At 34.6% G+C, this 25,212-nt stretch carries 26 protein-coding genes; 10 read left to right on the top strand and 16 right to left on the bottom strand.

Translation table 11 applies throughout. The features are described 5' to 3' along the window. Window positions 1-50 precede the first annotated feature (50 nt). Complete coding sequence (locus tag P700755_RS01880) at window positions 51-1,004, top strand: LysR family transcriptional regulator (RefSeq protein ID WP_015023056.1); 954 nt, start codon at window positions 51-53, stop codon at window positions 1,002-1,004. Between the two features lie 202 nt (window positions 1,005-1,206). Then, entirely contained in the window at window positions 1,207-2,730 is a 1,524-nt protein-coding gene (locus tag P700755_RS01875) for a SulP family inorganic anion transporter (RefSeq protein ID WP_015023055.1), read from the top strand. Window positions 2,731-3,032: 302 nt separating this feature from the next. On the opposite strand, the gene rho is transcribed toward P700755_RS01875, so the two are convergent. Next, a complete protein-coding gene (gene rho / locus P700755_RS01870) occupies window positions 3,033-4,829 on the bottom strand; it encodes a transcription termination factor Rho (protein ID WP_015023054.1) in 1,797 nt (598 codons plus the stop codon). 171 nt (window positions 4,830-5,000) lie between these two features. Here rho and P700755_RS01865 point away from each other — a divergent pair, with 171 nt between their 5' ends. After that, the gene (locus tag P700755_RS01865; RefSeq protein ID WP_015023053.1) at window positions 5,001-5,411 is read left to right on the top strand and encodes a DUF4293 domain-containing protein; all 411 of its coding nucleotides are present in this window, start codon (window positions 5,001-5,003) and stop codon (window positions 5,409-5,411) included. A gap of 61 nt (window positions 5,412-5,472) precedes the next feature. On the opposite strand, the gene P700755_RS01860 is transcribed toward P700755_RS01865, so the two are convergent. Then, on the bottom strand, window positions 5,473-5,988 hold the full coding sequence (locus P700755_RS01860; protein WP_015023052.1) for a metallophosphoesterase family protein: 516 nt from the start codon (window positions 5,986-5,988) through the stop codon (window positions 5,473-5,475). An 83-nt stretch (window positions 5,989-6,071) separates the two neighbouring features. Here P700755_RS01860 and truA point away from each other — a divergent pair, with 83 nt between their 5' ends. Together truA and P700755_RS01850 are read left to right on the top strand one after the other, a co-directional pair. After that, window positions 6,072-6,806, top strand: a complete 735-nt coding sequence (gene truA / locus P700755_RS01855; protein ID WP_015023051.1) for a tRNA pseudouridine(38-40) synthase TruA — start codon at window positions 6,072-6,074, stop codon at window positions 6,804-6,806. Window positions 6,807-6,827: 21 nt separating this feature from the next. After that, window positions 6,828-8,597, top strand: a complete 1,770-nt coding sequence (locus tag P700755_RS01850; protein ID WP_015023050.1) for an ABC transporter ATP-binding protein — start codon at window positions 6,828-6,830, stop codon at window positions 8,595-8,597. Here P700755_RS01850 and cdaA read toward each other — a convergent pair. Together cdaA and folP are read right to left on the bottom strand one after the other, a co-directional pair. Continuing rightward, the gene (gene cdaA / locus P700755_RS01845; RefSeq protein ID WP_015023049.1) at window positions 8,594-9,370 is read right to left on the bottom strand and encodes a diadenylate cyclase CdaA; all 777 of its coding nucleotides are present in this window, start codon (window positions 9,368-9,370) and stop codon (window positions 8,594-8,596) included. The two genes, P700755_RS01850 and cdaA, sit on opposite strands and share 4 nt — an antisense overlap. Window positions 9,371-9,376: 6 nt before the next feature. Then, window positions 9,377-10,204 carry a dihydropteroate synthase gene (folP, locus tag P700755_RS01840; protein ID WP_015023048.1) on the bottom strand — a complete coding sequence of 276 codons (828 nt, stop codon included), beginning with the start codon at window positions 10,202-10,204 and terminating at the stop codon, window positions 9,377-9,379. Between the two features lie 213 nt (window positions 10,205-10,417). Between folP and P700755_RS21175 the strand changes: the two genes are divergently transcribed. Beyond that, window positions 10,418-10,525, top strand: coding sequence for a DUF5652 family protein (locus P700755_RS21175; RefSeq protein ID WP_425357617.1), 108 nt, complete (start codon window positions 10,418-10,420; stop codon window positions 10,523-10,525). Here the strand turns inward: P700755_RS21175 and gldG are convergent. Genes gldG through P700755_RS01820 form a run of 4 tightly spaced genes read right to left on the bottom strand, consistent with a single transcriptional unit; the run spans window position 10,522 to window position 14,053 of the window. Beyond that, the gene (gene gldG, locus P700755_RS01835; RefSeq protein ID WP_015023047.1) at window positions 10,522-12,195 is read right to left on the bottom strand and encodes a gliding motility-associated ABC transporter substrate-binding protein GldG; all 1,674 of its coding nucleotides are present in this window, start codon (window positions 12,193-12,195) and stop codon (window positions 10,522-10,524) included. The genes P700755_RS21175 and gldG overlap by 4 nt on opposite strands. After that, on the bottom strand, window positions 12,192-12,923 hold the full coding sequence (gene gldF, locus P700755_RS01830) for a gliding motility-associated ABC transporter permease subunit GldF (protein ID WP_015023046.1): 732 nt from the start codon (window positions 12,921-12,923) through the stop codon (window positions 12,192-12,194). Before gldF ends, gldG begins: the two co-directional genes overlap by 4 nt. 1 nt (window position 12,924) lies before the next feature. Then, complete coding sequence (locus P700755_RS01825) at window positions 12,925-13,221, bottom strand: putative quinol monooxygenase (protein ID WP_015023045.1); 297 nt, start codon at window positions 13,219-13,221, stop codon at window positions 12,925-12,927. Between the two features lies 1 nt (window position 13,222). Then, window positions 13,223-14,053 (bottom strand): SAM hydrolase/SAM-dependent halogenase family protein, encoded by an 831-nt coding sequence (locus P700755_RS01820; protein WP_015023044.1) that lies wholly within the window; start codon window positions 14,051-14,053, stop codon window positions 13,223-13,225. 95 nt (window positions 14,054-14,148) lie between these two features. On the opposite strand from P700755_RS01820, the gene P700755_RS01815 reads away from it, so the two are divergent. Together P700755_RS01815 and P700755_RS01810 are read left to right on the top strand one after the other, a co-directional pair. Continuing rightward, window positions 14,149-15,102 (top strand): PhoH family protein, encoded by a 954-nt coding sequence (locus tag P700755_RS01815; protein ID WP_015023043.1) that lies wholly within the window; start codon window positions 14,149-14,151, stop codon window positions 15,100-15,102. A gap of 3 nt (window positions 15,103-15,105) precedes the next feature. Beyond that, on the top strand, window positions 15,106-16,056 hold the full coding sequence (locus P700755_RS01810; RefSeq protein WP_015023042.1) for a phosphoribosylaminoimidazolesuccinocarboxamide synthase: 951 nt from the start codon (window positions 15,106-15,108) through the stop codon (window positions 16,054-16,056). Here the strand turns inward: P700755_RS01810 and P700755_RS01805 are convergent, their stop codons facing one another. The 6 genes from P700755_RS01805 to P700755_RS01780 form a co-directional block, all read right to left on the bottom strand. Beyond that, window positions 16,057-16,464, bottom strand: coding sequence for a DUF4174 domain-containing protein (locus P700755_RS01805; protein WP_015023041.1), 408 nt, complete (start codon window positions 16,462-16,464; stop codon window positions 16,057-16,059). Then, a complete protein-coding gene (locus P700755_RS01800; RefSeq protein WP_041758573.1) occupies window positions 16,461-17,021 on the bottom strand; it encodes an RNA polymerase sigma factor in 561 nt (186 codons plus the stop codon). Before P700755_RS01800 ends, P700755_RS01805 begins: the two co-directional genes overlap by 4 nt. Window positions 17,022-17,074: 53 nt before the next feature. Further along, window positions 17,075-17,554 (bottom strand): glycosyltransferase family protein, encoded by a 480-nt coding sequence (locus P700755_RS01795; RefSeq protein ID WP_041758111.1) that lies wholly within the window; start codon window positions 17,552-17,554, stop codon window positions 17,075-17,077. 199 nt (window positions 17,555-17,753) lie between these two features. Next, on the bottom strand, window positions 17,754-17,960 hold the full coding sequence (locus tag P700755_RS01790) for a hypothetical protein (protein ID WP_015023039.1): 207 nt from the start codon (window positions 17,958-17,960) through the stop codon (window positions 17,754-17,756). 79 nt (window positions 17,961-18,039) lie between these two features. Further along, window positions 18,040-19,056: a UDP-N-acetylmuramate dehydrogenase gene (gene murB / locus P700755_RS01785; protein ID WP_015023038.1), complete on the bottom strand. Its 1,017-nt coding sequence runs from the start codon at window positions 19,054-19,056 to the stop codon at window positions 18,040-18,042. Then, the gene (locus P700755_RS01780; protein WP_015023037.1) at window positions 19,057-20,250 is read right to left on the bottom strand and encodes a pyridoxal phosphate-dependent aminotransferase; all 1,194 of its coding nucleotides are present in this window, start codon (window positions 20,248-20,250) and stop codon (window positions 19,057-19,059) included. A gap of 143 nt (window positions 20,251-20,393) precedes the next feature. On the opposite strand from P700755_RS01780, the gene P700755_RS01775 reads away from it, so the two are divergent. Further along, the gene (locus tag P700755_RS01775; protein ID WP_015023036.1) at window positions 20,394-21,728 is read left to right on the top strand and encodes an aspartyl protease family protein; all 1,335 of its coding nucleotides are present in this window, start codon (window positions 20,394-20,396) and stop codon (window positions 21,726-21,728) included. Between the two features lie 7 nt (window positions 21,729-21,735). Here P700755_RS01775 and P700755_RS01770 read toward each other — a convergent pair whose 3' ends face one another. After that, window positions 21,736-22,107 carry a DUF1573 domain-containing protein gene (locus P700755_RS01770; protein ID WP_015023035.1) on the bottom strand — a complete coding sequence of 124 codons (372 nt, stop codon included), beginning with the start codon at window positions 22,105-22,107 and terminating at the stop codon, window positions 21,736-21,738. A 114-nt stretch (window positions 22,108-22,221) separates the two neighbouring features. Here P700755_RS01770 and P700755_RS01765 point away from each other — a divergent pair, with 114 nt between their 5' ends. After that, a complete protein-coding gene (locus P700755_RS01765; RefSeq protein WP_015023034.1) occupies window positions 22,222-24,849 on the top strand; it encodes a valine--tRNA ligase in 2,628 nt (875 codons plus the stop codon). Window positions 24,850-24,906: 57 nt separating this feature from the next. Here the strand turns inward: P700755_RS01765 and P700755_RS01760 are convergent, their stop codons facing one another. Continuing rightward, a complete protein-coding gene (locus P700755_RS01760; RefSeq protein WP_015023033.1) occupies window positions 24,907-25,212 on the bottom strand; it encodes an acyl-CoA-binding protein in 306 nt (101 codons plus the stop codon).

Below are 25,212 nucleotides of genomic sequence, written 5' to 3'. Positions count from 1 at the left end.
TGTATTAGATTTTCTAGTAGAATTGTATTTTTACATAAAACAACTTACTAATGACAATTACACAACTGAAGTATGTTCTCGCTGTAGCGGAATATAAAAATTTCACCAAAGCTTCAGAAAAGGTTTTTGTAACTCAGCCTACCTTAAGTATGCAAGTTCAAAAGCTAGAAGAAGAATTGAATGTAAAAATTTTTGATAGAACCAAAAAGCCCATAAAGCTAACTCCTGTTGGGGAGAAAATTATTGAGCAGGCCAAAAATATCGTCAATGAAAGTGTAAGGATACAAGATATAGTAGATCAACAAAAGGGCTTTGTGGGTGGAGAATTTAAGCTAGGAATTATCCCTACAGTTATGCCGACGTTGTTACCCATGTTTCTCAATAATTTTGTAAAAAAGTATCCTAAAATCAATTTGAAAATTGAAGAACTTCATACGGATGTGATCGTGGACAAACTCATTGATGGTCATCTAGATGCAGGGATTGCTGCAACTCCACTTGGCAATGAAAAAATTATCGAAAAACCCATATATTACGAGCCGTTCATGGCTTATATACCAGAGTCGCATAGGTTATTTAATCAAAAAGAAATAGTTGTAGATGACTTAGATGTAGATGAAGTTTTGCTCCTAGAAGATGGACATTGTTTTAAAGATAATATTCTTAACCTTTGTAAGAGCGTCCAAAACCATCCGGATCAAAAACGATTCTATCTTGAAAGTGGTAGTTTTGAAACCTTGATAAAACTATCAGACGAAGGACTTGGCATGACATTGCTTCCTTATTTACATACCCTAGATTTGAAAGATGAAAAACAAAAATATGTGAAGTTTTTTAAAAAACCATATCCCTCTAGAGAGATAAGTTTGGTTCATCATAAAAATGAATTGAAATCACATATTATAAAAGCTTTACAAGAATCGATCAACTCAATCGTTAGAGCTGCTATTCAATTTCAGGATATCGAAATTATAAGTCCCTTGAATCAATTTAAACAAAAATAAATTACTGTAATTCAGCGTGTTAAATCCTTTTTTTCTAGAATGTGAATTAAAGCTGATCCTTTCCATCAGTCGGAATTTTAATTCTACATTTGCAAACTTTTTACGACTGTAAATACCGTTAGCTCCAATGGAAGATTTTGTCTTTTATCTAACTTTATTTCGTAATCAATTAGGAGTATTTTAATTCAAGCACGCAACACTGATGAAAAAGTTATTAAATTTATTTGATTTTAGGCAAAAAGTAGATTACAAAATTGAAATTATGTCTGGTTTAACGGTTGCTTTGGCTCTTATTCCGGAGTCTGTTGCCTTTTCCTTAATCGCAGGTTTATCTCCACTTACAGGTTTGTATGCCTCATTTGTAATGGCACTGGTTACTTCCATATTTGGAGGTAGACCAGGGATGATTTCTGGTGCTACTGGTGCAATTGCCGTTGTTCTAGTAACACTATCTATGGACTACGGAGTTGAATATATTTTTGCTGCTGTTATTTTTGCAGGAATAATTCAAGCGCTTGCAGGATTATTAAAACTAGGTAAGTTGATGCGTTTAGTGCCTCATCCAGTAATTTTTGGTTTTGTGAATGGCCTTGCAATTATAATATTTATGTCACAGTTAGACCAGTTCAAGGATGCTTCTGGAGCCTGGTTAACCGGAAGTAACTTGTTTATTCTTTTAGGTCTTGTTGTATTAACGATGCTTATTATTTGGCTATTACCTAAGCTCACTAGAGCCGTGCCTGCCTCTTTAGTCGCCATACTTGTTGTTTTTGGAATAGTGTATTTTGGAGAAATTTCGACCAATACCGTTGGAGATTTAGCTTCTATTGGCGGTGGTTTTCCTCCGTTTCATATCCCACAAGTTCCTCTTTCTTTCGAGACTTTATTAATAATTTTACCTTATTCTGCTATCATTGCAGGTGTGGGTCTTATTGAAAGCTTATTAACGCTAAATATTGTCGACGAAATCACACAAACCCGTGGTAATGGGAATCGCGAAGCTATTGCTCAAGGTAGTGCCAACATTATATCTGGTTTTTTCTCTGGAATGGGGGGGTGCGCAATGCTTGGTCAAAGTTTAATCAATATTTCCAACGGTGCAAGAGCAAGGTTATCTGGAATTATTGCGGCAGTCGCTTTACTTGCCTTTATAATGTTTGGAGCTAGTATAATAGAGCAACTTCCTATGGCAGCCCTAACCGGACTTATGATCATGGTGGCCATAGGTACTTTTGAATGGGCAAGCTTAAGAACACTGAAACGCATGCCAAAGTCCGATATTTTGGTCATGGTTCTTGTTACTTTAGTCACAGTTATACTTCATAATTTAGCTCTAGCAGTTCTTGTAGGAGTCATTATTGCAGCATTGGTATTCGCTTGGGATAATGCGATTAGAATACGAGCTAGAAAAAGTATTGATAAAGACGGCGTAAAACATTACGAGATTTATGGACCGTTATTTTTTGGGTCTACAACTATTTTTTCTGATAAGTTTGATGTTGCTAATGATCCAGATGAGGTGGTCATTGATTTTAAAGAAAGCAGAGTTGTAGATATGTCTGCTATAGAAGCCTTAAATAAGATAACTGAGCGTTACCAAAAAAATGGTAAAGTAATCCATTTAAAGCATCTCTCTCCAGATTCAAGGCGCCTATTGAAAAATGCTGAAGAAATTATAGAAGTAAATATTATTGAAGATCCTAACTATAAAGTAGTTTCAGACTAAGTTTATACTATTTATACTCACCTATAATGTCGAAATAAATCGTTTTCTTTTGCTTGCTTTTTATCAAGAATAATCACTGTAACTAAGGCTATGCTAATTATTTTTTAATCTCAATCAAAAAACCTGTGCTGAGCTACGTCTTAGTATAATTCAATTTATTTATGCGACATTATTAATTTAATTTGGTATCACTTTTCAATCAAAGTTAAATCATAGGCGGCATTAGGTAATATATTTAAATAGAAACCCCCCGTAAAATTTAATTTTACGGGGAGTTTTTATTATCAATAAATTTAGGGACTTTAGCCGTTCATCGACATTAAAAATTCCTCATTTGATTTGGTGTCTTTAATTCTTGCATTTAAGAATTCAATAGCTTCAATAGGATTCATGTCCGCTAGATATTTTCTCATGATCCACATCTTTTGAATTTGATGATTACCAAGTAAAAGATCATCTCTTCTTGTGCTTGAAGAAGTTAGGTCTATAGCAGGGAAGATTCTACGGTTAGCAATTTTTCTATCCAACTGTAGTTCCATATTACCAGTCCCTTTAAATTCTTCAAAAATGACCTCATCCATTTTAGAACCAGTGTCGGTTAAGGCTGTAGCTATGATAGAAAGCGAACCTCCATTTTCGATATTTCTTGCTGCTCCAAAGAAACGTTTTGGTTTGTGAAGGGCATTTGCATCTACACCACCACTCAAGACTTTACCACTAGAAGGTTGTACTGTGTTGTAAGCTCTAGCTAAACGTGTAATAGAGTCTAGGAGTATCACTACATCATGACCACATTCAACCAAACGTTTAGCCTTTTCAATTACTAAATTCGCGACACGAACGTGTTCGTGAGCTTCTTTATCAAAAGTGGATGCCACAACTTCACCCCTAACATTACGCTGCATGTCTGTTACTTCCTCTGGACGTTCGTCGATGAGAAGAACAATTTGGTAGACCTCTGGATGATTTGCTGCAATGGCGTTTGCAATATCCTTTAGCAACATCGTTTTACCCGTTTTAGGTTGAGAAACAATCATGCCTCTTTGCCCTTTACCAATCGGTGAAAACAAATCAATGATTCGTGTAGAAAGCGTACTTTGTTTTTCAGCTAATCTAAATTTCTCCTGTGGAAAAAGGGGAGTTAAATGTTCAAAAGAAACTCTATCTCTTACAATTTTTGGATCAAGGCCATTAATTTTTTTAATCTTAATCAAGGGGAAGTACTTCTCGCCTTCTTTTGGAGGTCTTACTTCTCCTAATACTGTATCTCCAGTCTTTAATCCAAAGAGTCTAATTTGAGACTGGGATAGATAAATATCATCGGGAGAAGACAAGTAATTGTAATCTGAAGATCTTAAAAATCCATATCCATCCTGCATAAGGTCTAGGACGCCTTCACTCTCTATGATGGAATCAAATTCAAAATCTGGATCTTTGTATTTATTTCGGTTATCTCTATTTCCGTTTTTGTCATTAGACCTATTATCATTCCTAGATTTAGGATTTTGATTTTTTTGATTCTGAGGCTTTTGAGATGGAGATTTTTTTTGTGAATCCTCCTTGTTGGTTGGCTTAGAAACAGGCTGTTTAACCTCCTTTATTTGAGGAGTGGGTTTCGTCTGTTCTTTTTTCTCTTGTTGAGGTTTCGGAGTTTCTGGAGTGTTTTGTTTCTCTAGTGGAGGGGATGGATTTTCATCTGTTACCTCTTCTACCTCTTTTTTCTCTGGAGGATTTTTTTGTGGTTCCCGTTTAGACCTGTCATCATCTTTGAAAGGATTTTTAGGTGCTTTTTTAGGCTCACCTTTGTTAACTCGCTTTCTTGGCTTTTTTGAAGTATCCGAAGAATCAGATTTTTCTGGTTGCTTTGACTTACTATCTTGTTGAGGGGCTTCCTTAGACGGTGATGGAGTTGAAGTCTTAGTGTTATTTTCCTTACTAAGAATCTCTTTCATTTTGTCGGGATTAGCTGCTTGATAGTCCAAAACCTGATAGATAAGATCTAACTTTTTAAGGCTTCTAAATTTTGGAACTTTTAATTCTTTAGCAATTTCTTGTAAATCTGAAAGTTTTCTAGACTTTAGTTCAATAATTTCTAACATTGATATTTTTTGAAATTAAAATGGTTTCGAAGGAGAATCGAATTTAAATTGATGATTTGTAACTACTTAAGCAAGTAGTCGATCGTAAACATTGCAATTATACAACTTTATTTTATTTATAAATATCAATTCCCAAATATTCTATTATTTTTGTCTCTCAATAATCAACAAATGATACAAAGAGTACAAAGTTTATTTTTGCTTATGGTTATTATCCTTAATGGTGTGTTGAGTTTTTACTTGCCATTGTGGATAAATTCAAAAAATCAAGAAATATATGCTCTATCTCAACCCATAGCTATATCTTTGTTTTTTTTATCAGTTATTATTACGTTCATCACAATTTTTTTATTCAAAAAAAGAAAACTTCAATTTGTCATAGGACGAATTAATATCATATTGAACTTTGTTTTAGTAGGTGTTTTTGCATATTGGACGCTAAGTTTACCTGGAGAAATGGAAATTTCTGAGAAGGGTATTGGGATGCTTCTTCCAATAATTTCTATCGTTTTTATTGCTCTAGCCAATAAGGCTATCAAAAAGGACGAAGATCTTGTAAAATCTGTGGATCGATTGCGATAATCCTGAAATCTTAGTAATGTTAGTGCATTGAGACCCCGAAGCCATTCGGGGTTTTTTGTTTTTATGAGGAGGTCTTTTCACCCCGCTTACCAAAATCGATAACTTCTAAATCTTTAATGGTTCCTTGGTCTAAATTAAATTTAAGCATTGTTCTCTTTTGGTGAAACCCTTGTACACCAACAGCTCCAGGATTCATGTGTAGCAATTTTAGTTGTTTGTCATTCATTACCTTCAAAATATGAGAGTGACCACTAATGAATAATTTCGGGGGATTTTTTTTGATCTCTTCTTTTATATCTTTACTATATCTGTGAGGGTAACCTCCAATATGAGTTATCCAAACGTCCACACCTTCAAGAGTAAATCGGTTATGAAGCGGAAACTCACTTCTTAATAAATGCCCATCAATATTACCATATACTGCTCGCAAAGGCTTTACGGCTAGAAGAGCATCTGTAACTTTTTGATCTCCAATGTCTCCAGCATGCCACACTTCATCAGCTTTGGAGGCCCATTCTAAAATTCTATCGTCTATATATCCATGAGTATCACTCAGTAATAAGATAGCTTTTGACATATTTTTTTTGGTACAATATAAGTAAAGCTTAAGGTTTAAGTCGTAGCTGTATTCTTATATTTGCACGCTATAAAATTAGAGATTTGCGATATCTTATAAGACTATCTTATTTAGGGACTAGTTATCACGGCTGGCAGAAACAAGTGCATGAAATTAGTGTTCAGTCTCAAGTGAATCTCGCCTTGAAAACAGCCCTTCAAGAGACTGTTGACGTTGTAGGGGCAGGGAGGACAGATACAGGAGTACATGCTTCGGGATACGTGGCCCATTTTGATAGTAGCCAGAAAATCTTTGATTTTAAAATGTTAGCCTTTAAGTTGAATAGTATATTACCTCCAGATATAGCAGTGCAAAGTGTGGTTGGCGTAAAAGACGATTTTCATGCCCGTTTCGATGCAATCTCTAGGACTTATAGGTATTCGATAATCCAAACGAAAGACCCGTTTTCTGTAGGAAGGAGTTATTTAGTAAAAAACGAACTTAACTTGCAAGTCATGCAAAACGCTTCAAATCTCTTATTTAATCATAAAAATTTCAAATCTTTTTCAAAAGTTAAAACTGATGTTTATACATTTGATTGTCATATAGAAAAGGTAGAGTGGCAAAAAGAGGGTCATCATCTTTTTTTTGAAATTACTGCCAATCGCTTTTTAAGAAATATGGTAAGAGCAATAGTAGGAACCCTTATTGAGGTTGGGTTGGAAAAAATATCAGTTGAAGAATTTAACGACATTATCCTTGCTAAGGATAGAAGTAAAGCTGGTAAGTCGGTTCCAGCACATGCTTTGGTCTTAACAAACATAAAATATCCAGTATAGGATAAAGATATAGTGATACAAATGAAAAATAACAGCGGTAACGCCTTCGATACAAAACTTTTTAAGCGTCTTTTAAAGTACACAACACCTTACCAGAAAACGTTTTATTTTGTGGTTTTTGCGGCCATAATGCTCTCTGTTCTAGCAGTTTTAAGACCGTATTTACTCAGGCTAACTATTGATAAGGGAATTATCGAAAGCGATTCTGAAAGCCTAATCTTCTACGTAAGTTCAATGCTAGTTGTCCTCATCTTTGAAGTGCTTTTTCAATTCAGCTTTATTTTTTATGCCAACTGGCTCGGACAGGAAGTGATTAGGGATATTCGTGTGAAGCTTTTTAAACACATGATGAATTTCAAAAAGCAATACTTCGATAATTCATCTGTAGGTAGGTTGGTGACTCGAGCTGTAAGTGATATTGAAACCATCGCTAGTATTTTTAGCCAAGGTTTATTCATGATTATTAGCGATTTATTGAAGATGATTGTCGTTTTGGGTTTCATGTTTTGGCAAAGCTGGCAGCTAACTCTTCTAGTGGTTACTGTTTTACCTTTTATTCTTTATGCCACGCGTGTCTTTCAAAAGAAAATGAAGATTGCTTTTGAAGAAGTGAGAACTCAGGTGTCTAATCTTAATTCATTTGTGCAGGAACATCTCACGGGTATGAAAATTGTTCAAATTTTTAATAGAGAACAGGAAGAATACAGACGTTTTAAAGATATCAACAGAAAACATAGACAGGGCTGGATTAAAACTGTTTGGTACAATGCCATATTCTTCCCTATTGCAGAAATGTCCACTTCTATTACTATTGGATTAATCGTTTGGTTTGGAGGTCTACGAGTCGTGGAATCAGATGCTCTATCTCTTGGAATTATCGTGATGTTTATAGAGTTATCACAAATGCTGTTTAGACCTTTAAGGCAAATTGCAGATAAATTCAATTCCCTACAAATGGGAATGGTTGCAGCCAATCGCGTATTCAATATTCTAGATACGGATTCTAAAATAGAGAATAATGGAACTTTAGTTTCCAAAAAGTTAAGTGGCCATATTTCTTTTAAAGACGTTAGATTTAGCTATATCCCCGAAGAAGAGATCATAAAAGGAATTTCTTTTGATGTAAAGCCAGGAGAAACTATCGCAATTGTAGGAGCTACTGGGGCGGGTAAAAGTACAATAATCAATTTACTAAGTCGATTCTATGAAATAGACAGCGGTCAAATAGAAGTGGACGGCAAAGATCTTAAAACTTACGAGCTTGCGACCTTAAGAACACATATTGCAGTGGTTCTTCAAGATGTTTTCTTATTCGCAGATACCATCCTCAATAACATTACGCTCAATAAAGAAGATGTGACTGAAAAACAAGTTATTGATGCTGCAAAGGAAATTGGGGTTCATGACTTCATCTCTTCACTTCCCAACACTTACCATTATAATGTCAAAGAAAGAGGAGTCATGTTGTCTTCTGGCCAACGCCAACTCATTGCATTTTTAAGAGCTTATGTCACTAAGCCTAGTATCTTAGTCCTAGATGAAGCTACATCTTCAGTCGATAGCTATAGCGAGCAGCTTATTCAAGACGCCACAGAGAAGTTGACCAAGGGGCGAACTTCAATTGTGATTGCACACCGTCTGGCAACCGTTAAGAATGCAGATAAAATCATCGTGATGGATTTAGGCAAAATTGTAGAAACAGGAACCCATTCAGAGTTACTTCAACGAGAAGAAGGGTATTATAGAAATTTGTATGAAGCACAATTTAAACACGAAGAAGAGTTGAATTAACTCAAGTCCATTTTAATTTGTTCTGCCAGATTTTCAAAATCATCGAAAATATTGAATTCTCCGTTTTTTAAATAAGAAATCTGTCCAGTTTCTTCGCTTACGACCAAGGCAACAGCATCAGTTTTTTCACTTATGCCTACAGCGGCTCTGTGACGCAATCCAAACCTTAGAGGTATATCTCTGTCGTTGGAGACTGGTAAGATCACACGTGTTGCCGTGATTCTTCCATCTTCGATTATAATAGCTCCATCATGCAATGTGCTGTTTTTATAAAAAATGGATTCGATAATAGGACGGTTTACTTTGATGTCCATAGTATCTCCAGTATTTTTTACAAAATCTAGTTTTGTATTCCTTTTAATGACGATTAAGGCACCAGTTTGGGTACTTCCTAATTTTTTACAAGTTTCGACAATAATGTCTACATAATTGAGCGTTTTGTTTTCTCGATTGGAGAATTTAAGTTGAAACCAGTTGTTTTTACTGCTAAAGTTGGTTGAGCCAATCATCAATAAAAATTTTCTTATTTCCTGCTGAAAGACCACTATTAAGGCAAACATCCCAACCCCTATAAATTCTCCTAAAACACTACTTAGCATCTCCATTTGTAGGAGCTGAGTTAGTTTCCAGATCAAGTAAATGATAACAATTCCTATAAAGATATTAATCGCTGCAGAGCCTTTTACAAGCTTATAGATATAATATAGCAAAACGGCTACCAGTAGAATATCTAGGATGTCTAAAACTCTAAAGTCTAAAAAATCTAAGGCCATAAAAATTTAATTCTCGATTAATTTTTGGTACAAGGTAATGCATTGCTTAGCTTCCAACACATCATGAACCCTTAAGATAGAACTTCCATTCATAAGAGCGACCATGTTGAGGGCAGTTGTTCCGTTTAAGGCTTCTTTAGCATCGATATTCAATGTTTTGTAGATTGTAGATTTTCTAGAAATTCCAGAAAGTATAGGTAGGTTCAAGCTCTTTAAGGCTTTAAGGTGATTTAATAGCTCAAAGTTTTGATCTATGGTTTTTGCGAAACCAAATCCTGGATCTATAAGAAGATCATTAATTCCTTTAGCTCTTGCTTCTAAAACTTTTTTCGAAAAATAAGAAATTATGTCGGTGACCAGATGTTTATAAGAGGTCATGCTTTTCATGGTTTGCGGCGTACCTCTCATATGCATCATAATATAAGGAACTTGAGAATCTGCTATGAAATCCATCATGTTAGCATCTAGATTTCCAGCAGAAATATCGTTAATGATATGAGCACCTTGGTCTATACTTGCTTTAGCAACTTCGCTTCTGAAAGTGTCTATGGAAATAATAAGGTCTGGAAATTCTTTGGTAATTTGTTGTAAAACTGAACTCTGCCTCTTTAATTCTTCTTCTTCACTGATGTGGTCTGCTCCAGGTCTTGAGCTATAAGCTCCAATGTCTAAAATATCCATCCCGTCTTGAATATTTTTTTCTACTTGCTCTAAAGCTTCTTTGTCATTTTTGAATTTGCCTCCGTCATAAAAAGAATCGGGAGTTAAATTGAGTACACCCATAACTTTAGGGGTAGATAAATCGAGTAAACGTCCTTTGCAATTGATGGTCATATCGACAAATTTAAATATTTTATTCTCATCCTAGTTTTACTTTTTTAATATAAATGCAGATTATTTTTTGTTTTATATAAAATTAGATCCTTAAAATCTATTAACATGAACACAACTTCCTTCGACGATTATGTATTCTTTTTAGGACTAGTTCTTTTTTTCGCAGTTGGTGATGCCATATTAAAACTCATTGCTTTATGACAGCCTTTAAGAATAAAACAAATCGGTTGGTTTATTGTCTTAGCCCTAGTCAATTCTTTGAGAACTCTATTAGTAATTTATTTAAGGCTTAACAGAAGCAAATATAAATTCAAACATTAATAGCTTTTATATTTCTTTTTTCTCCAATACACTACAACCAGTCCAAAAGCAATAATGCTTAACATAGGGACTATCACATTAAAAAGTTGCCATTTCAATTTAGTAGACTCTATTTCTTCGTGATTCATTTCATCTAGGCGTATAGACTTACTTCGTGTTTTTACTAAACTTTCATCTCCTAATAGATAATTAACCACATTCAGTAGAAAGGTTTTGTTTCCGTAAGTAAGTCCAGTGTATCTGTCGAAGCCCAATTCTAAAGGTTTTCCAGATTCCAACTGATTTTTAATAAGGTCACCATCAGAAATAAATACTTGCTGAGTCTGTGGGCTTTTGTCTTTAGGAGATTGAAGAGTGAAAGGCTTTAGTTTAGATTTAAAAGCAGAGTTGAATTCACCCTCTACGAGTACTGCTAGTGGAAAATGACCTGTGGTGTATAATCTTGGGTCAGGTTCTTTTGTAATCTCATCCAAAGTAACTTCAAAGGGAGTTCCAATCACTCGTGATAGATTTGAACTTTCCAGTAAGATTGTTTTATTGAGATTTGACTCTAAAGTGTCTATTGGGTTTGCAAATTCAAATTTTACAGGACTTAAATTCTCTGTAATAGGATGGTTGTCAGCAGGATTGCCTAAAGGGTCATAAAACCATGGAAACCTTGTCAGTTGGGTAGAGTTACCACTGCCAGAGGCTAAAACAATAGGAGCAGAGTAAAGGTCGTTGACCAATTGCGGATTGATGCGTACTCCATATCTAAAAAATAGGCTGTACAAGTTTAAGTTTCTAGGAAAAGCCACTGTTTTTTTGGAAGCTCTGTAGAGACTATCTTTTTCTGCAATGACCTGTTCCGTAAGCCATATAGCTTTCCCTCCATTCATGAGGTATTGATCTAAGAGGTAATTCTTCTCGTCTGTAAATGCTCTGGTAGGCTTAGCATCAATAATTAAATCGTACGTATTTAGAACGTCCAATGTTTTTTGCGGGGAGGTGTTTACAGAATCTAAAGTGAATGGTGCTATAAGATAATAGTCTTTAAGTGTAGATAGAAAATCTGCTAGATATCTATCTGCAAGCTCACCCTGACCTTTAATGATCGCTATTTTTTTGGTTCGCTCTCTACTCAACTTCGTCATTCCATCGATAAAGGCGTATTCTAAATTCTGAACTGACCTTTGGATCATTTCAGAATTGCTTTGCGTGAGTGTTTTTTGTAAGAGTTGTATGGGAATTTGCATACCTCCATACTCTGCCATTGCCCATGGAAAGATAAGGCGTTCAGTCAATGTTCCATTTTCACGAATATTGAGAGACTCCGGCGACATGCCATTCTCATAAAATTGATTAGCCACCTCCATAGCATCTAGGTCGCCTTCAAGCGGATCGACAAATTCAAATTTTATATTGCTATTATAGGCTTTAAATTCCTCCAGAATATAGCGGGCTTCAGTTTGGAGTCTTTTAAATTCTGAAGGGAGATCACCCGTTAGAAAAACTTTGATAAGTACAGGCTTATCTATGGTTTTAACCAAATCAAGAGAAGATTCCGTTAAGGTATAGCGACCATCTGAAGTGAAATCTACGCGCTTAAAAAATTGAGTGGCTACTAGATTGATAAACACAAGCAGAACAATAATTCCTAAGGCTTTTTTGTGGCTAGCGTTTAACTTCATTTCAAATTAGATTTTAGTTGTAAGTGGGTAAGCACTAAGAAGAAAAGGCTAATACTTATAAAATAAATAAGATTTCTACTGTCCAAAATGCCTCTTGAGATACTTTGGAAATGATGGCTTAGACTAAAATATTCCAATGTATATAATTGAGAGTCCCAAAGTGGAATTGAGCTAACACCCACTGATCCGAAATACAACAACACGCTTAAAAATGTACCGATAACAAAAGCAATCAACGAGTTATCGGTGAGGCAAGACGCAAAAGTCCCTATGGACGTAAAACAAGACATGAGGAGAAAAACTCCAACATAAGAACTAAAAATAACTCCATAATCAACCTGTACTCCCTCAGCTGATAATGCTGAAATGCTGATGATGTAGAATAAAGTAGGAAGTAAAGCTATGACACTCAATGAAAAGCTACCCAAAAATTTACCAGCAATAAGTTGATTTATAGAAATAGGTTTGGTCAACAAAAGCTCTAAAGTGCCTTGTTTTTTTTCTTCAGAAAAACTCCGCATACAAATCGCAGGAATCAATACACAGAAAATCCAAGGTAAAACTTCAAAAAAAGGTGTAAGATTAGCATACCCTTGGTCAAAAATATTAAAACTTCCAGGCAAGACCCATACCAAAACTCCTGTCGCTAGCAGAAATAGCCCAGCGACAACAAAGCCTATAGCTGAGGAAAAAAAACTATTGAATTCTTTAAGAAAAATGGCTAGCATATTAGTCTAATTCTACGAGTTTATCCAAGCTCCAAGCTTGTGCTTTTTCAGAAAACCCTGCTTTGGTCGCTTTCCATACTTCAGCAAACAAAGGGGAGTTGCGGTAGTTATTTAGATGCTCTTCGGAAAGCCAATAACTATAGGTAAAAAATTGAGAACTGTCTTTTTGATCTTGGTAAAGCTCTAACCGTTGACAACCTTCAAAATGGCGGATTTTTTCTTTGCTATTTTGAAATAACTCCTGAAATTTTTCAACAGCTTCTTCCTTAAATTTCATCTTCACAATTCTTACGAGCATGTTATAAAAATTTAACGGTGAGGGTATCCAAATATTTCAAACCAAATAAACTTGCAGCAGAACCCACACTTAACGGGTTACTCTTATAAATCGCTAATTCTAGAAAGGCTGATGAATTGAACAAGGCTAGTTTTTTTCCTTCCATTTCTCTTTTTTCTTTAGGGATATCATAATTAATTGCCTTTGAGTAATTCTTATATACCTTATGAAATTTCGTAGACCTAGCAGAAATAATAAACTCTCTTCCTTTGCCAACGGTATTGAACAATTTTTGACTTATGTTAGAAACTACATTTCCGAAATTATCAATATAAATTACATGACCTATGATTTGGTTTTCTTGTTGATTAACAGAGGGCTTTACATAAATGAGTTCTTGCATACTAAGGATAGGTTTGCCAATCACATCCAAATCTCCGCCTCTACAAATATGAGCTGCAACACTTACAAAAACATCTAAAACACTAAATTTCTTTTCTAGGGTATCATGAATATTAATCTCTACAATCTTGTCAGGTTTAATTTCTGAAGAAATCAAGGATAGAATTCCGTTATTAGCACAAATAAAATAATGGCCATCTAAATAAATAGCGAGATGCTTATTCTCAGGAGTTAATTCTGAATCTACCCCGATGATATGGATGGTGTTTTCTGGAAAATTATGATAAGCATTTTTGATGATGTAAGCTGCTTCGGTATAATTAAAAGGAGAAATATCGTGAGAGATATCTACGATTTGAGGTTGTTTCAATTTGCATAGCAAGGCACCCTTTACAGCAGCCACTGAATGATCTTTTAAGCCAAAATCGGTAGTTAAAGTTATAATGGGCATTTAATACACAGTTAATATTTTGAAGCTAAATTTCGCCAAAAAAATGCGTAAATTTGCTATGCGAATCTATTATTTTTAACCAAAAATTACCGCTTTTGAATGAACTAATTTTAGAACTCTCAGAAATTAATCCAAGAGAATTTTTTGGACACCACAATTCGAATATTGAACTGATTAAAAAATATTATCCTCAGCTTAAATTTGTAGCGCGAGGTAATAAAATAAAAGTCTTTGGTGAAGACGAGCGTTTAGAAGAATTCGAACAGCGTTTTGAAATGTTGATCGATCACTTTTCAAAATTTAATTCCTTAGATGAAAATGCTATCGAAAGTATTTTGACAAGTCAGTCTAAAGCAGATTATGATGCTCCTATAACTTCTGGAGCTGTTCTTGTCCATGGTATTGGTGGTCGTCTTATAAAAGCTCAAACTGCCAATCAAAGAAAACTGGTAGAGTTGATGAATACCAACGATATGGTGTTTGCCGTTGGTCCAGCGGGTACTGGCAAAACTTATACGGGAGTTGCTTTAGCGGTTCAAGCACTGAAGAATAAACAAGTTCGAAGAATTATTTTAACTCGCCCAGCAGTTGAAGCTGGTGAAAAGTTAGGGTTTTTACCCGGGGATTTAAGGGAGAAACTAGATCCATATATGCAACCACTTTACGATGCATTAAGGGACATGATTGCTCCAGAAAAGTTGGAAAGCTATATTGAAAAGGGAACTATTCAAATTGCACCTTTGGCATTTATGAGAGGGCGAACCTTAGATAATGCATTTGTAATATTGGACGAAGCTCAAAACACCACCCATCCACAGATGAAGATGTTTCTGACACGAATGGGTAAGAATGCTAAATTTATGATTACAGGTGATCCAGGGCAAGTGGATCTCCCCAAACGATCTATTTCTGGGCTTAAAGAGGCTCTTTTGGTCTTAAAAGATGTCAAAGGGGTAGGAATGATTTATCTCGATGATAAAGATGTTCTTCGCCACCGACTTGTTAAAAAAGTAATTTCCGCTTACAAAGCTATTGAAAATCAAGACTAAAATATGAGCTCAACTCTTCTATCAACCCAATTCAATTTACCAGGACAAGTCGATTACTATAAGGGAAAAGTGAGAGAAGTCTATACGCTTGCCGATCATAATATAGTGATTGTAGCTACAGATCGTCTTAGCGCCTTTGATGTAGTTTTACCTCAAGGAATTCCTTATAAAGGTCAGATTTTGAATGAAATAGCTTCAGAGATGTTGAAGGCTACGGAAGATATCGTTCCCAATTGGCTAGAGGCTGTTCCCGATCCTAACGTGAGTATAGGAGTGAAATGTGACACTTTTAAAGTAGAAATGGTTGTGAGAAACTATCTTGTAGGTCATGCCGCTAGAGAATATACTGCTGGCAATAGAAAGCTTTGTGGAGTAAATTTGAAAGAAGGTTTGAAAGTCAATGACAAGTTTGATTCTCCAATACTTACACCTACCACCAAAGCAGAGCAAGGTGATCACGATCAAGACATTTCAAAAGAAGAAATTTTAGCCCAAGGCATCGTCAGCCATTCAGACTATAAAGTCTTGGAGGATTACGCTTTAAAACTTTTTGAACGTGGATCCCAACTTGCTGATCAACGAGGTTTACTTCTAGTGGATACCAAATATGAGTTTGGTAAAACCCCTGATGGTAAAATTGTAGTGATAGACGAAATTCACACTCCAGATTCCTCCAGATATTTCTATAAAGAAGGCTATAATGAAAGACAAACTAAAGGCGAAAAGCAAAAACAACTGTCTAAGGAATTCGTGAGAGAATGGTTGATGGAAAATGGATTTCAGGGAAAAGAAGGTCAGAAGATACCAGAACTTACACCACAAATTGTTAACTCTATTAGCGAGAGGTATATTGAGCTGTATGAGAAAATTACAGGAAAAGCTTTTCGCAAAGCCAAAGTTGAAGATATTGAAGCTAGAATATTAGCCAATATAAAAACTCACCTAAGTAAGTAATTACTCTCTGTTTATTCTAATTTCGGCTTGTCGCATCGGCATGTTATCGATGTGTCTAAAAATCTGTTGAGGATTTTCTAATCCTTTAAAGGTGTTTTTTAAACCTTGATCTAACCCTATCAAATACAGGGTTAGAGTTGAGGTTTCTGTAAAGTCATCTTTATTTTTAGTAACAAACTCAAGGCTTCTATCGCTAGAATTGATAATAGCTTTTACCTTTCCGTTTATAAGTGTGAAAATTGCAAGCCTACGTTTTTCGACTTCCAGAGAATTCTTTTGTAATCTATCTAGTTGTTCTGTCACTTCAGAAGTCATTTCTTTAGCGGTTAAAACTAGAATGCGTTTGTCGTTAAATCCTTGCGATGACATCATAAAATTAAAGAGTATAAAACCTATTAAAAATTTCATCTATGGTCTGACTTTTGGTTAATAATTTCAGCTAATAATTTTTTGGCTCTCAACAATTTCACTTTCACGTTTGTGATGGGTTGATCTATTTTCTCCGCTATTTCTTTATAGCTCATTTCTTTAAAAAACCTTAATTCAATAACCTCTTGATAATGAGGTTGAAGTTCTTTTATTTGCCTTAGCAAATTGCTTAAATTTTGTTCTTTTATAATTTTATCTTCAACAGTAGGTTCAAGATCAGCGATTTGCGAAACTCTTTTAGTGTCGATCTCAGAGGTTTTTAGTTTTTGCTTTCTAGTGAGGTCAATATGTATATTCTTAGAGATGGTGATGAGCCAAGTCTTAAATTTGAAAGCATTTTCATAAGTTTCAATTCTGTCGAAAGCCCTAGCAAAAGTCTGTACTGTAATTTCTTCGGCTTCATAAGCATTTTTAGTTCTTTTGAGTTGAAATCTATAGACATCCTCCCAATAGTGATTCAATAAAGATCTAAAGGCATTTTGATTTCCATACCTTGCTTTTTCGATAAGGTTTGAAATATTTAGTTTTACTGCCAAGTTTTTTGTTTTTGAAAAATTCTGCTTATTCCTATTCTCATTTTTAAAATGAGTCAACTCGCCCCAAAGTTAGGCCATATCCATAAAACAGACTTTGGAACTTTAAAAACCTTTTGAAATTGAACTGCTATTAAGGATTTAGTACCAATTGCTATTCCAAATATAAGGAAGACTGGGATCCACTCTTTGCTCAAACAAAGTATAAAAAATATCGACCAAAATAAAAATTGAGAAAAATAGTGTTCACCAAGAAATAGCCGACTTGATTTATTGTAAAACGTTGAGGTAGAGTAGTATATTTGTTTACAACATAATTTACAGGTCGTTTTTGGTTGGCTTAAAACAAAGCTTTCTGGATTTAGGGACAAGTTGAATTTAGACTTGTTTTTGATATTCTGAGTTAGTAAATTATCGTCATCTGAAGTAAGGTTTATTTTATTTTTAAAATTTTCACTTTCTAAAAAAGTTGATTTCTGATACATCACAGTTCTACCAATCGAATTATAAGCCTTATGAGACAAATCTGGATACATGAAAAAATTACTGTTTGAAGAGTTTTACGTTTTCAGCACAAACAGTTACTCTAACAGGAAGTGTATCTTGATAGTGTTTAAAGGGAGTTTTATTCCAATTTAAAATTCGTTTAGAATAGTTGAACTGTAAGACTATAGAAATCGGAGCTGATATTATAAATTGGAATCGTATAAATTTCAACCTTAAGTACCAAGACGGTTACTTGCTTTTCTCTGAACCGTTACAATCGGTTTGTTCATCTGGCATTTTACCACAGAAATTACAAGCATCCCCACTTTTGTTTAAAAAAGGACTTTGGCTTGCACAGGTGCCAGCGAATTTACCTTCTTTCTTTCCCCAAATTTTTATAGCAATTCCTGCAACTGCTAATCCTAAAAGTATAATTGTAATCAATAATAATTTCATAAATCAAATTTAATGAAAGTTGAGATCATCTTTAAGGAAATAGAAATTTATCTCTAATTTTTAACAAACCCTTTATTTCCTACTTGTAAATATTGACTTCACTCTCAAGATGGATATTAAATTTGTTTTCTACTTCTTTTTGAACCAGTTTAGAAACTGCATGAATATCTTTTCCACTTGCTTCCCCGTAATTTACTAAGACTAAGGCTTGTTTTTTATGAACTCCAGCATCTCCTTTTCGGTAACCTTTAAGGCCAACATTTTCTATAAGCCAACCTGCAGGGATTTTAATAGATTTAGCATCTATTTTATAATGAGGTAAATTTGGAAATTCACTCTGAATTTTATTGAAAGCTTTTTCGTTTACAATGGGGTTTTTAAAGAAACTCCCGCTATTTCCTATCTCTTTTGGATCTGGTAACTTCGATTGGCGAATGGAGACAACAGCTTTAGAAACATCTTTTATGCTTGGCTGAGTAATATTTTGAGACTCAAGCTCGGTTTTTAATGAACTATAATCTAATTTAAGATGATGGTTGTTTTTGGTTAATTTAAAAATTACACTCGTGATGATAAACTGATTTTTAAGCTTTGTTTTGAATATGGAATTCCTATAGTCAAACTTACAGTCTTCTGTGTTGAATCTTTTTTTAGCTAAAGTCTGTCTGTTTACAGCTTCACAATAAGACATTACATCTTTTAGTTCGACTCCATAAGCTCCGATGTTTTGAACAGGAGAAGTCCCAACATTTCCAGGGATAAGCGATAGGTTTTCAAGACCACCATAGTCTTTTTCAAGACAATAGGTGACAAAGTCATGCCAGTCTTCACCTGCTGCCGCTTTTACTAAAACATGAGAGTCTGTTTCCTCAATAACTTCAATACCTTTTAAATTAATATGGAGAACAGTATCTTTAATATCTTTGGTTAGTAGCATGTTACTTCCGCCGCCTAAGACAAACAATTCTGAAGCATAAAATCGTTTCAATATTCCAATCAATTCATCCTCGCGTTTTACGGAGATGAATTGATGAGCCTTTACATCTATTCCGAAGGAATTATAAGACTTTAAAGAAATATTTTTTTTCAATTTCATTTATCTTTTTGTGTAGGCTTGTAAGGCCATTTTCAAAATGGCTACTGCTTTAAGTAAGTTTTGTTTTTCAATAACATAAGCAATTCTAATTTGATTCATTCCCGTGTGGGGAGTAGAGTAGAAGCCAGCTGCTGGAGCTACCATAACGGTTTCACCATTTAAATCAAACTCAGACAACATCCACTTAGCAAAATCTTCGCTATCTTCTACGGGTAATTCTGCAACACAGTAAAAGGCCCCTTTAGGTTTAGCGACTTTTACACCTTTAATATCCTCAAGAGCTTCGATAAGGGTATCTCTTCTGCTCTTATATTCTTCATTGACTTCAATGAAGTAATCTTTCTTGGTATCCAGGGCGGCTTCACTGGCAATTTGAGCAAAGGTAGGAGGACTTAGTCTGGCCTGAGCAAACTTTAGAGCTGTAGCTATTAACTCTTTATTTTTAGAAACCATACATCCTATTCTAGCTCCACACATACTATAACGCTTAGAGACAGAATCCACCATAATTGCATGATTCTTTAACTCTGGCAAACTCATAATAGAATGGTGTTCTTCACCATCGTAGACAAACTCTCTGTAAACTTCGTCGGCTACAATAAAAAGATCATGTTTTATAGCAAGATCTGCAAGCTTTTGAATCTCATCTTTTGTATATAAATATCCTGTAGGATTTCCTGGATTACAAATAATTATAGCTTTTGTTTTTTCTGTAATCTGCTTTTCAAATTCGCTTATTGAAGGTAAGGCAAAATTATCTTCAAATTTGGACTCTACTGGTTTTACAACAACACCAGAGGCTACTGCAAAGCCATTATAATTTGCATAAAAAGGCTCAGGTATTATAACTTCATCTCCGGGGTCTGTGATGCTTCCCATAGTAAAAAGAAGTGCTTCAGATCCTCCTGTAGTGACGATAAGGTCATCGGCTTCAATATCAATACCATTTTCTACATAATACTTGGCCAACTTCTTTTTGTAAGAATCAAATCCCGATGAGGGGCTGTAAGATAAAATATCAAGATTATTATTCTTGACAGCATCCAAGGCTGCTTTTGGAGTTGAAATGTCTGGTTGTCCAATATTTAGGAAAAATATTTTTTTTCCTTCCTCTATTGCTCTATCTGCAAAAGGAGCTAACTTACGTATTGGAGATTGAGGCATGTTAAGCCCCTTAGAAGATATTTTAGGCATAGTGTAATTTTTGTGTAAATGTCGTAATTTTAATTAGTAATTGCAAGATTCACAATCTTCAAATCCATGTGAAAAGTCTTAAATACTAATTAAAATTAAAGTTTATATTTTACTGAATTTTAAATGTTTTGTATTTTAAATTTATGAAGAAAAATACTTGGTTTTGGAGTCTTGTTTTCTGTAGTTTATTTTATCATCACTATTGCTTTACTCAAAATCAATTCAAATTTAAAGATGAAGGCGATAGAGCTGTGAATTTAAAGTTCAGATCAGTTAACAATCTTATCATTTTATCAGCCTTGCTTAATGGAGAATTAGTTAATTTTTTACTCGATACGGGTGTCAATAAGACCAAGGTATTTGGTCAAGTCAAGGATTCTTTATCTTTAGTAGAGGCAGAATATATTTCGTTAAGGAGCTTAGGAAGTTCAGAGCCAGTAAAAGCTTTTAGAACGACAAATAATATCATAGATTTTGGACCCATACGCGGAGAAAAACAGGAAGTTTACTTTATTACTGACCCTAGATTTGATCTTTCTAGTAAACTGGGTATAAATGTTCAAGGTATCATAGGGTATGAATTTCTAAAAGATTTTATTCTAAGGTTAAATTATAACCGAAATAAACTTCGTCTGTATCAACACGATAAATTCAATAGAAAACTTAATGATTTTGATAAAATTGATTTTCGGTTTATAAGAAAAAAGCCTCACATTAAAATTCCAATAGAATTTAAAGATGGTACAGTAAAAGAATTAGTTTTCTTAATTGATGCTGGTTCTAGTGATGCTTTTTGGATTTTTGAAAATAAAGACGTGGTTGCTCCTAAGAATTCATTTTTTGATTACATAGGCTATGGTTTAGAAAGTGTGATTGAAGGGATGAGGTCTAAAGCTAAGTCAGTTCAATTAGGAGACTACAAATTAAAAGAACCTAGGACAGCCTATGTAGACTCTGTCTCAGCTGAATTGTTTACCGCAGATCGGTATAAAGATGGTATTTTGGGTGCTGAAGTTTTAAGACGATTTGTAATTTTTTTTGACTATAAAAATCAAAATTTATATTTAAAGTCCAATAGGAGTTTCAACGATAATTTTAATTATGATAGGAGTGGATTATTCCTACAATATATAGGAGAAGAAATTAATACCATCAAAACGCCTATTCGAGTTAAGATATATGATAAAGAAAAGTCAGTTTATGCCAAAACAACTTCACCAGAACAATTTAGTATTAGATTACAAATTTCTAAAATTCTAAACGTAGCTAATATAAGACCCAACTCTTCATCTTCAGAAATTGATATTCAAATAGGGGATAGGATTTTGAAGATGAACGGCAGATCAATCACTTCTTTAGGTCTTGATAAAATTAATCAGTTACTTAGTGGTGACGAGGGAGACCGAGTTAAGTTAATCTTGAAAAGGGGAGATGTGACGTTAAAAAGAACTATCATTTTGAGATCCCAGCTCAATTGAATAGATTTTACTCAGAGACTTTTCCAATAAGTTTTAAAGTAATCGTATGTTCTTTTTGAGATGTAAATACACTTACCGTTCTTCGGATAGGACCCTTGCAACTAGTATTGTAAGAAATTAAAATTTCACCTCCCTCTTTTGGGGCATAAGTTCTTAAACTAGAAGAGTCGATTTTTATACAATGGCTTTTGCCGTGTATTTTTAAAATTTCAATAGTAGAATTTGAGCTATTCTTAAACTTAAATACTGCTTTTGCCTTGGTTTGTGAATCTATAATTCCAAAATCATAAGTTGATGTTTCGAAGCTCAAACCTTCAGGGTTTTGTCCAAACGTTATAAAATGAAACCATAGAAAACAGAGGAATGTAAAGTTTTTCATAAAGTAAATATAGTCAAGAATTTTAAAACTTAAAATTCTTCGGATAATTTAAATCTTAATTCTTTTAGTTTGTGGACTTATCAGTAATTTTACGATTTCAAATATTCAGTCAACATGTCAAGTACACTTAAGTATAATTCTAAAGAAGCAGAGCAAAAATGGTATTCCTATTGGGAAAAGCATAATTTTTTTCACTCTGAGGTGGATGAGAGAGAACCTTATTCCATAGTTATTCCTCCACCAAATGTGACAGGAGTTTTACACATGGGCCACATGCTTAATATTACTATCCAAGATGTTCTGGTAAGAAGAGCTAGATTATTGGGTAAAAATGCCTGTTGGGTGCCAGGAACGGATCATGCTTCTATTGCTACTGAAGCTAAAGTGGTTGCTAAGCTTAAAGCAGACGGAATTTCTAAAGCGGACCTGAGTCGAGAGGATTTTTTAAAACACGCTTGGGAATGGACCGATGACTACGGCGGTAGAATTTTGAATCAACTAAAAAAGCTAGGAGCCTCTTGTGATTGGGAACGTACTAAATTTACATTGGACGATAACATGTACGAGTCGGTTGTGCAGTCCTTTATAGACCTTCATAATAAAGGCTTGGTCTATCGGGGCTACCGCATGGTAAATTGGGATCCAGAAGCTAAGACCACCTTGTCTGATGAAGAAGTGATTTATGAAGAAAAACAAGGTAAACTCTACTTCGTGTCTTATCAACTAGTAGATTCTGAAGAAAAATTGACCATAGCAACCACAAGGCCAGAAACTATTTTCGGAGATTCTGCTATTTGTGTTAATCCCAATGATACTAGATTTTCTCATCTTAAAGGTAAAAAGGCCATTGTTCCAATCGTGGGAAGACATATTCCAATTATTGAGGACGACTACGTGGATATCGAGTTTGGAACGGGTTGTCTTAAAGTGACTCCGGCACATGACGAAAATGACAAAGTATTAGGGGAAAAACACAACCTAGAGGTCTACGATATTTTCAATGAGGATGCTACCTTAAATAGTTTCGGACTAGATTATGAAGGTCAAGATCGCTTTGTAGCAAGGACAAACTTTGTTAAAGCACTAGAAAAACAGGGATCTTTGCTTAAAACCGAAAATTATACCAACAAAGTGGGGACCTCGGAAAGAACAAAAGCAGTGATAGAGCCAAGGTTATCAGATCAGTGGTTTTTGAAGATGAAAGATCTTGCAAAACCTGCGATTACTGCTGTATTGGAGTCAGATGAAATTCATCTTCACCCCAAGAAGTTTGAAAACACATACCGACACTGGATGGAAAATATCCGTGATTGGAATATTTCGAGACAGCTTTGGTGGGGACATCAAATTCCAGCTTATTATTTTGGGGATGGTGAAAATGACTACGTAGTTGCAAAGACAAAAGAAGACGCTTTACACTTAGCAAAAGAAAAGTCAGGAAAATCATTATCACTATCAGATTTAACTCAAGATAGTGATGTTCTGGATACTTGGTTTTCTTCTTGGTTATGGCCTATAAGCGTATTCGATGGGATAAGAAATCCAGAAAATAAAGAATTCCAATACTATTATCCAACCAACGATTTGGTGACTGGTCCAGATATTTTATTTTTCTGGGTAGCCCGTATGATTATGGCAGGATATGAGTATACAGGTCAGAAGCCTTTTGAAAATGTCTATCTCACAGGCTTAGTAAGAGATAAGCAAAGGAAAAAAATGTCTAAATCTTTAGGGAATTCTCCAGATGCTTTAAAACTGATTGAGAATTATAGCGCAGATGGCGTAAGAGTAGGCCTGCTATTGAGTAATGCTGCTGGGAATGATCTTTTGTTTGATGAAGCCTTATGCCAACAGGGTAAAGGCTTTAGCAATAAAATTTGGAATGCTTTTAAATTGATTACTTCTTGGGAAGTAAGTGAAACTATAGAGCAGCCAGAATCTTCTAAAATTGCAATACAATGGTATGAAGCTGTATTTCAAGATAAATTACGTGAGCTAGAAGATCATTATTCAAAATATAGAATTTCTAATGCCTTAATGACTAGTTATAAACTGGTTTGGGATGATTTCTGTTCTTGGTTTTTAGAAATCATAAAGCCAGGTTACGAACAGCCTGTTGATCAAAAAACACTAGAATCTGCTATTGCCTTATTTGAAGATAATCTCAAAATATTACATCCCTTTATGCCATTTATAACAGAAGAAATATGGCATCAAATTACTAAAAGAGAACCCTCAGAGGCCTTGACTGTATCTTTATGGCCAGAGCAAAGGAAATATAATTCGTCTATTATTTCTGAATTTGCTTTTACTGCTGAAGTGATTTCAGGGATAAGAACTATACGTAAAGAAAAAAATATAGCTTTCAAAAATGAAATTGACTTTTTGATTATCAATAACGAGTCAGCATCAAAGGCCTTCGATTCTGTTATTACAAAAATGGGTAATCTCCAAAACCTTACTTACGTAGATTCAGCAATTGAAGGGAGTCTAACCTTTAGAGTCAAATCTAACGAGTACTTTATTCCTGTAGAAGGGGCTATTGATATAGAAGCAGAGATAGCAAAGTTAAAAGAGGAACTTCTGTATTACAAAGGTTTCTTGATATCTGTGGATAAAAAGTTAGCCAACGAGAGGTTTGTTAACAATGCTCCGGAACAAGTGGTTAATCTCGAGAAGCAAAAGAAAGCGGATGCTCTAGCTCAAATTCAAACGATTACAGCGAGCTTAGAAAGTTTATAATTTTTAAGTAGAATGATATACTAAAAAAGGTCAATTTTAATGAAAAATTGACCTTTTTTATTCAGGATCAAATTCGTCTCCGAGCTGAAGTTGAGCAAGTCGGATATACTTTAATTTGGATTCTTGTTGAGAAAATGTTTTCACTTGAAACATAGCATTCGCTTTAAAAGCATTGACTAGTTCTTCCCCATTAATTGGGCTTTGAGTGACTTTTAAATCGGATTCGTTTTTAGCATGTTTATAATAGGCATAAAAGTACAAAAGAACATCTTGAGGGAATTTTTTATCAGTTTCACTTACCCTTTGATAAGCATGTTCAAAAAGCTTTTCAACCTCCTGTTCCGTAAGCTTTTCTAGATCCAT

The organism is Psychroflexus torquis ATCC 700755, assembly GCF_000153485.2.
GTDB classification, from domain to species: domain Bacteria; phylum Bacteroidota; class Bacteroidia; order Flavobacteriales; family Flavobacteriaceae; genus Psychroflexus; species Psychroflexus torquis.
This window is presented reverse-complemented; position numbering and strand designations above follow the sequence as displayed.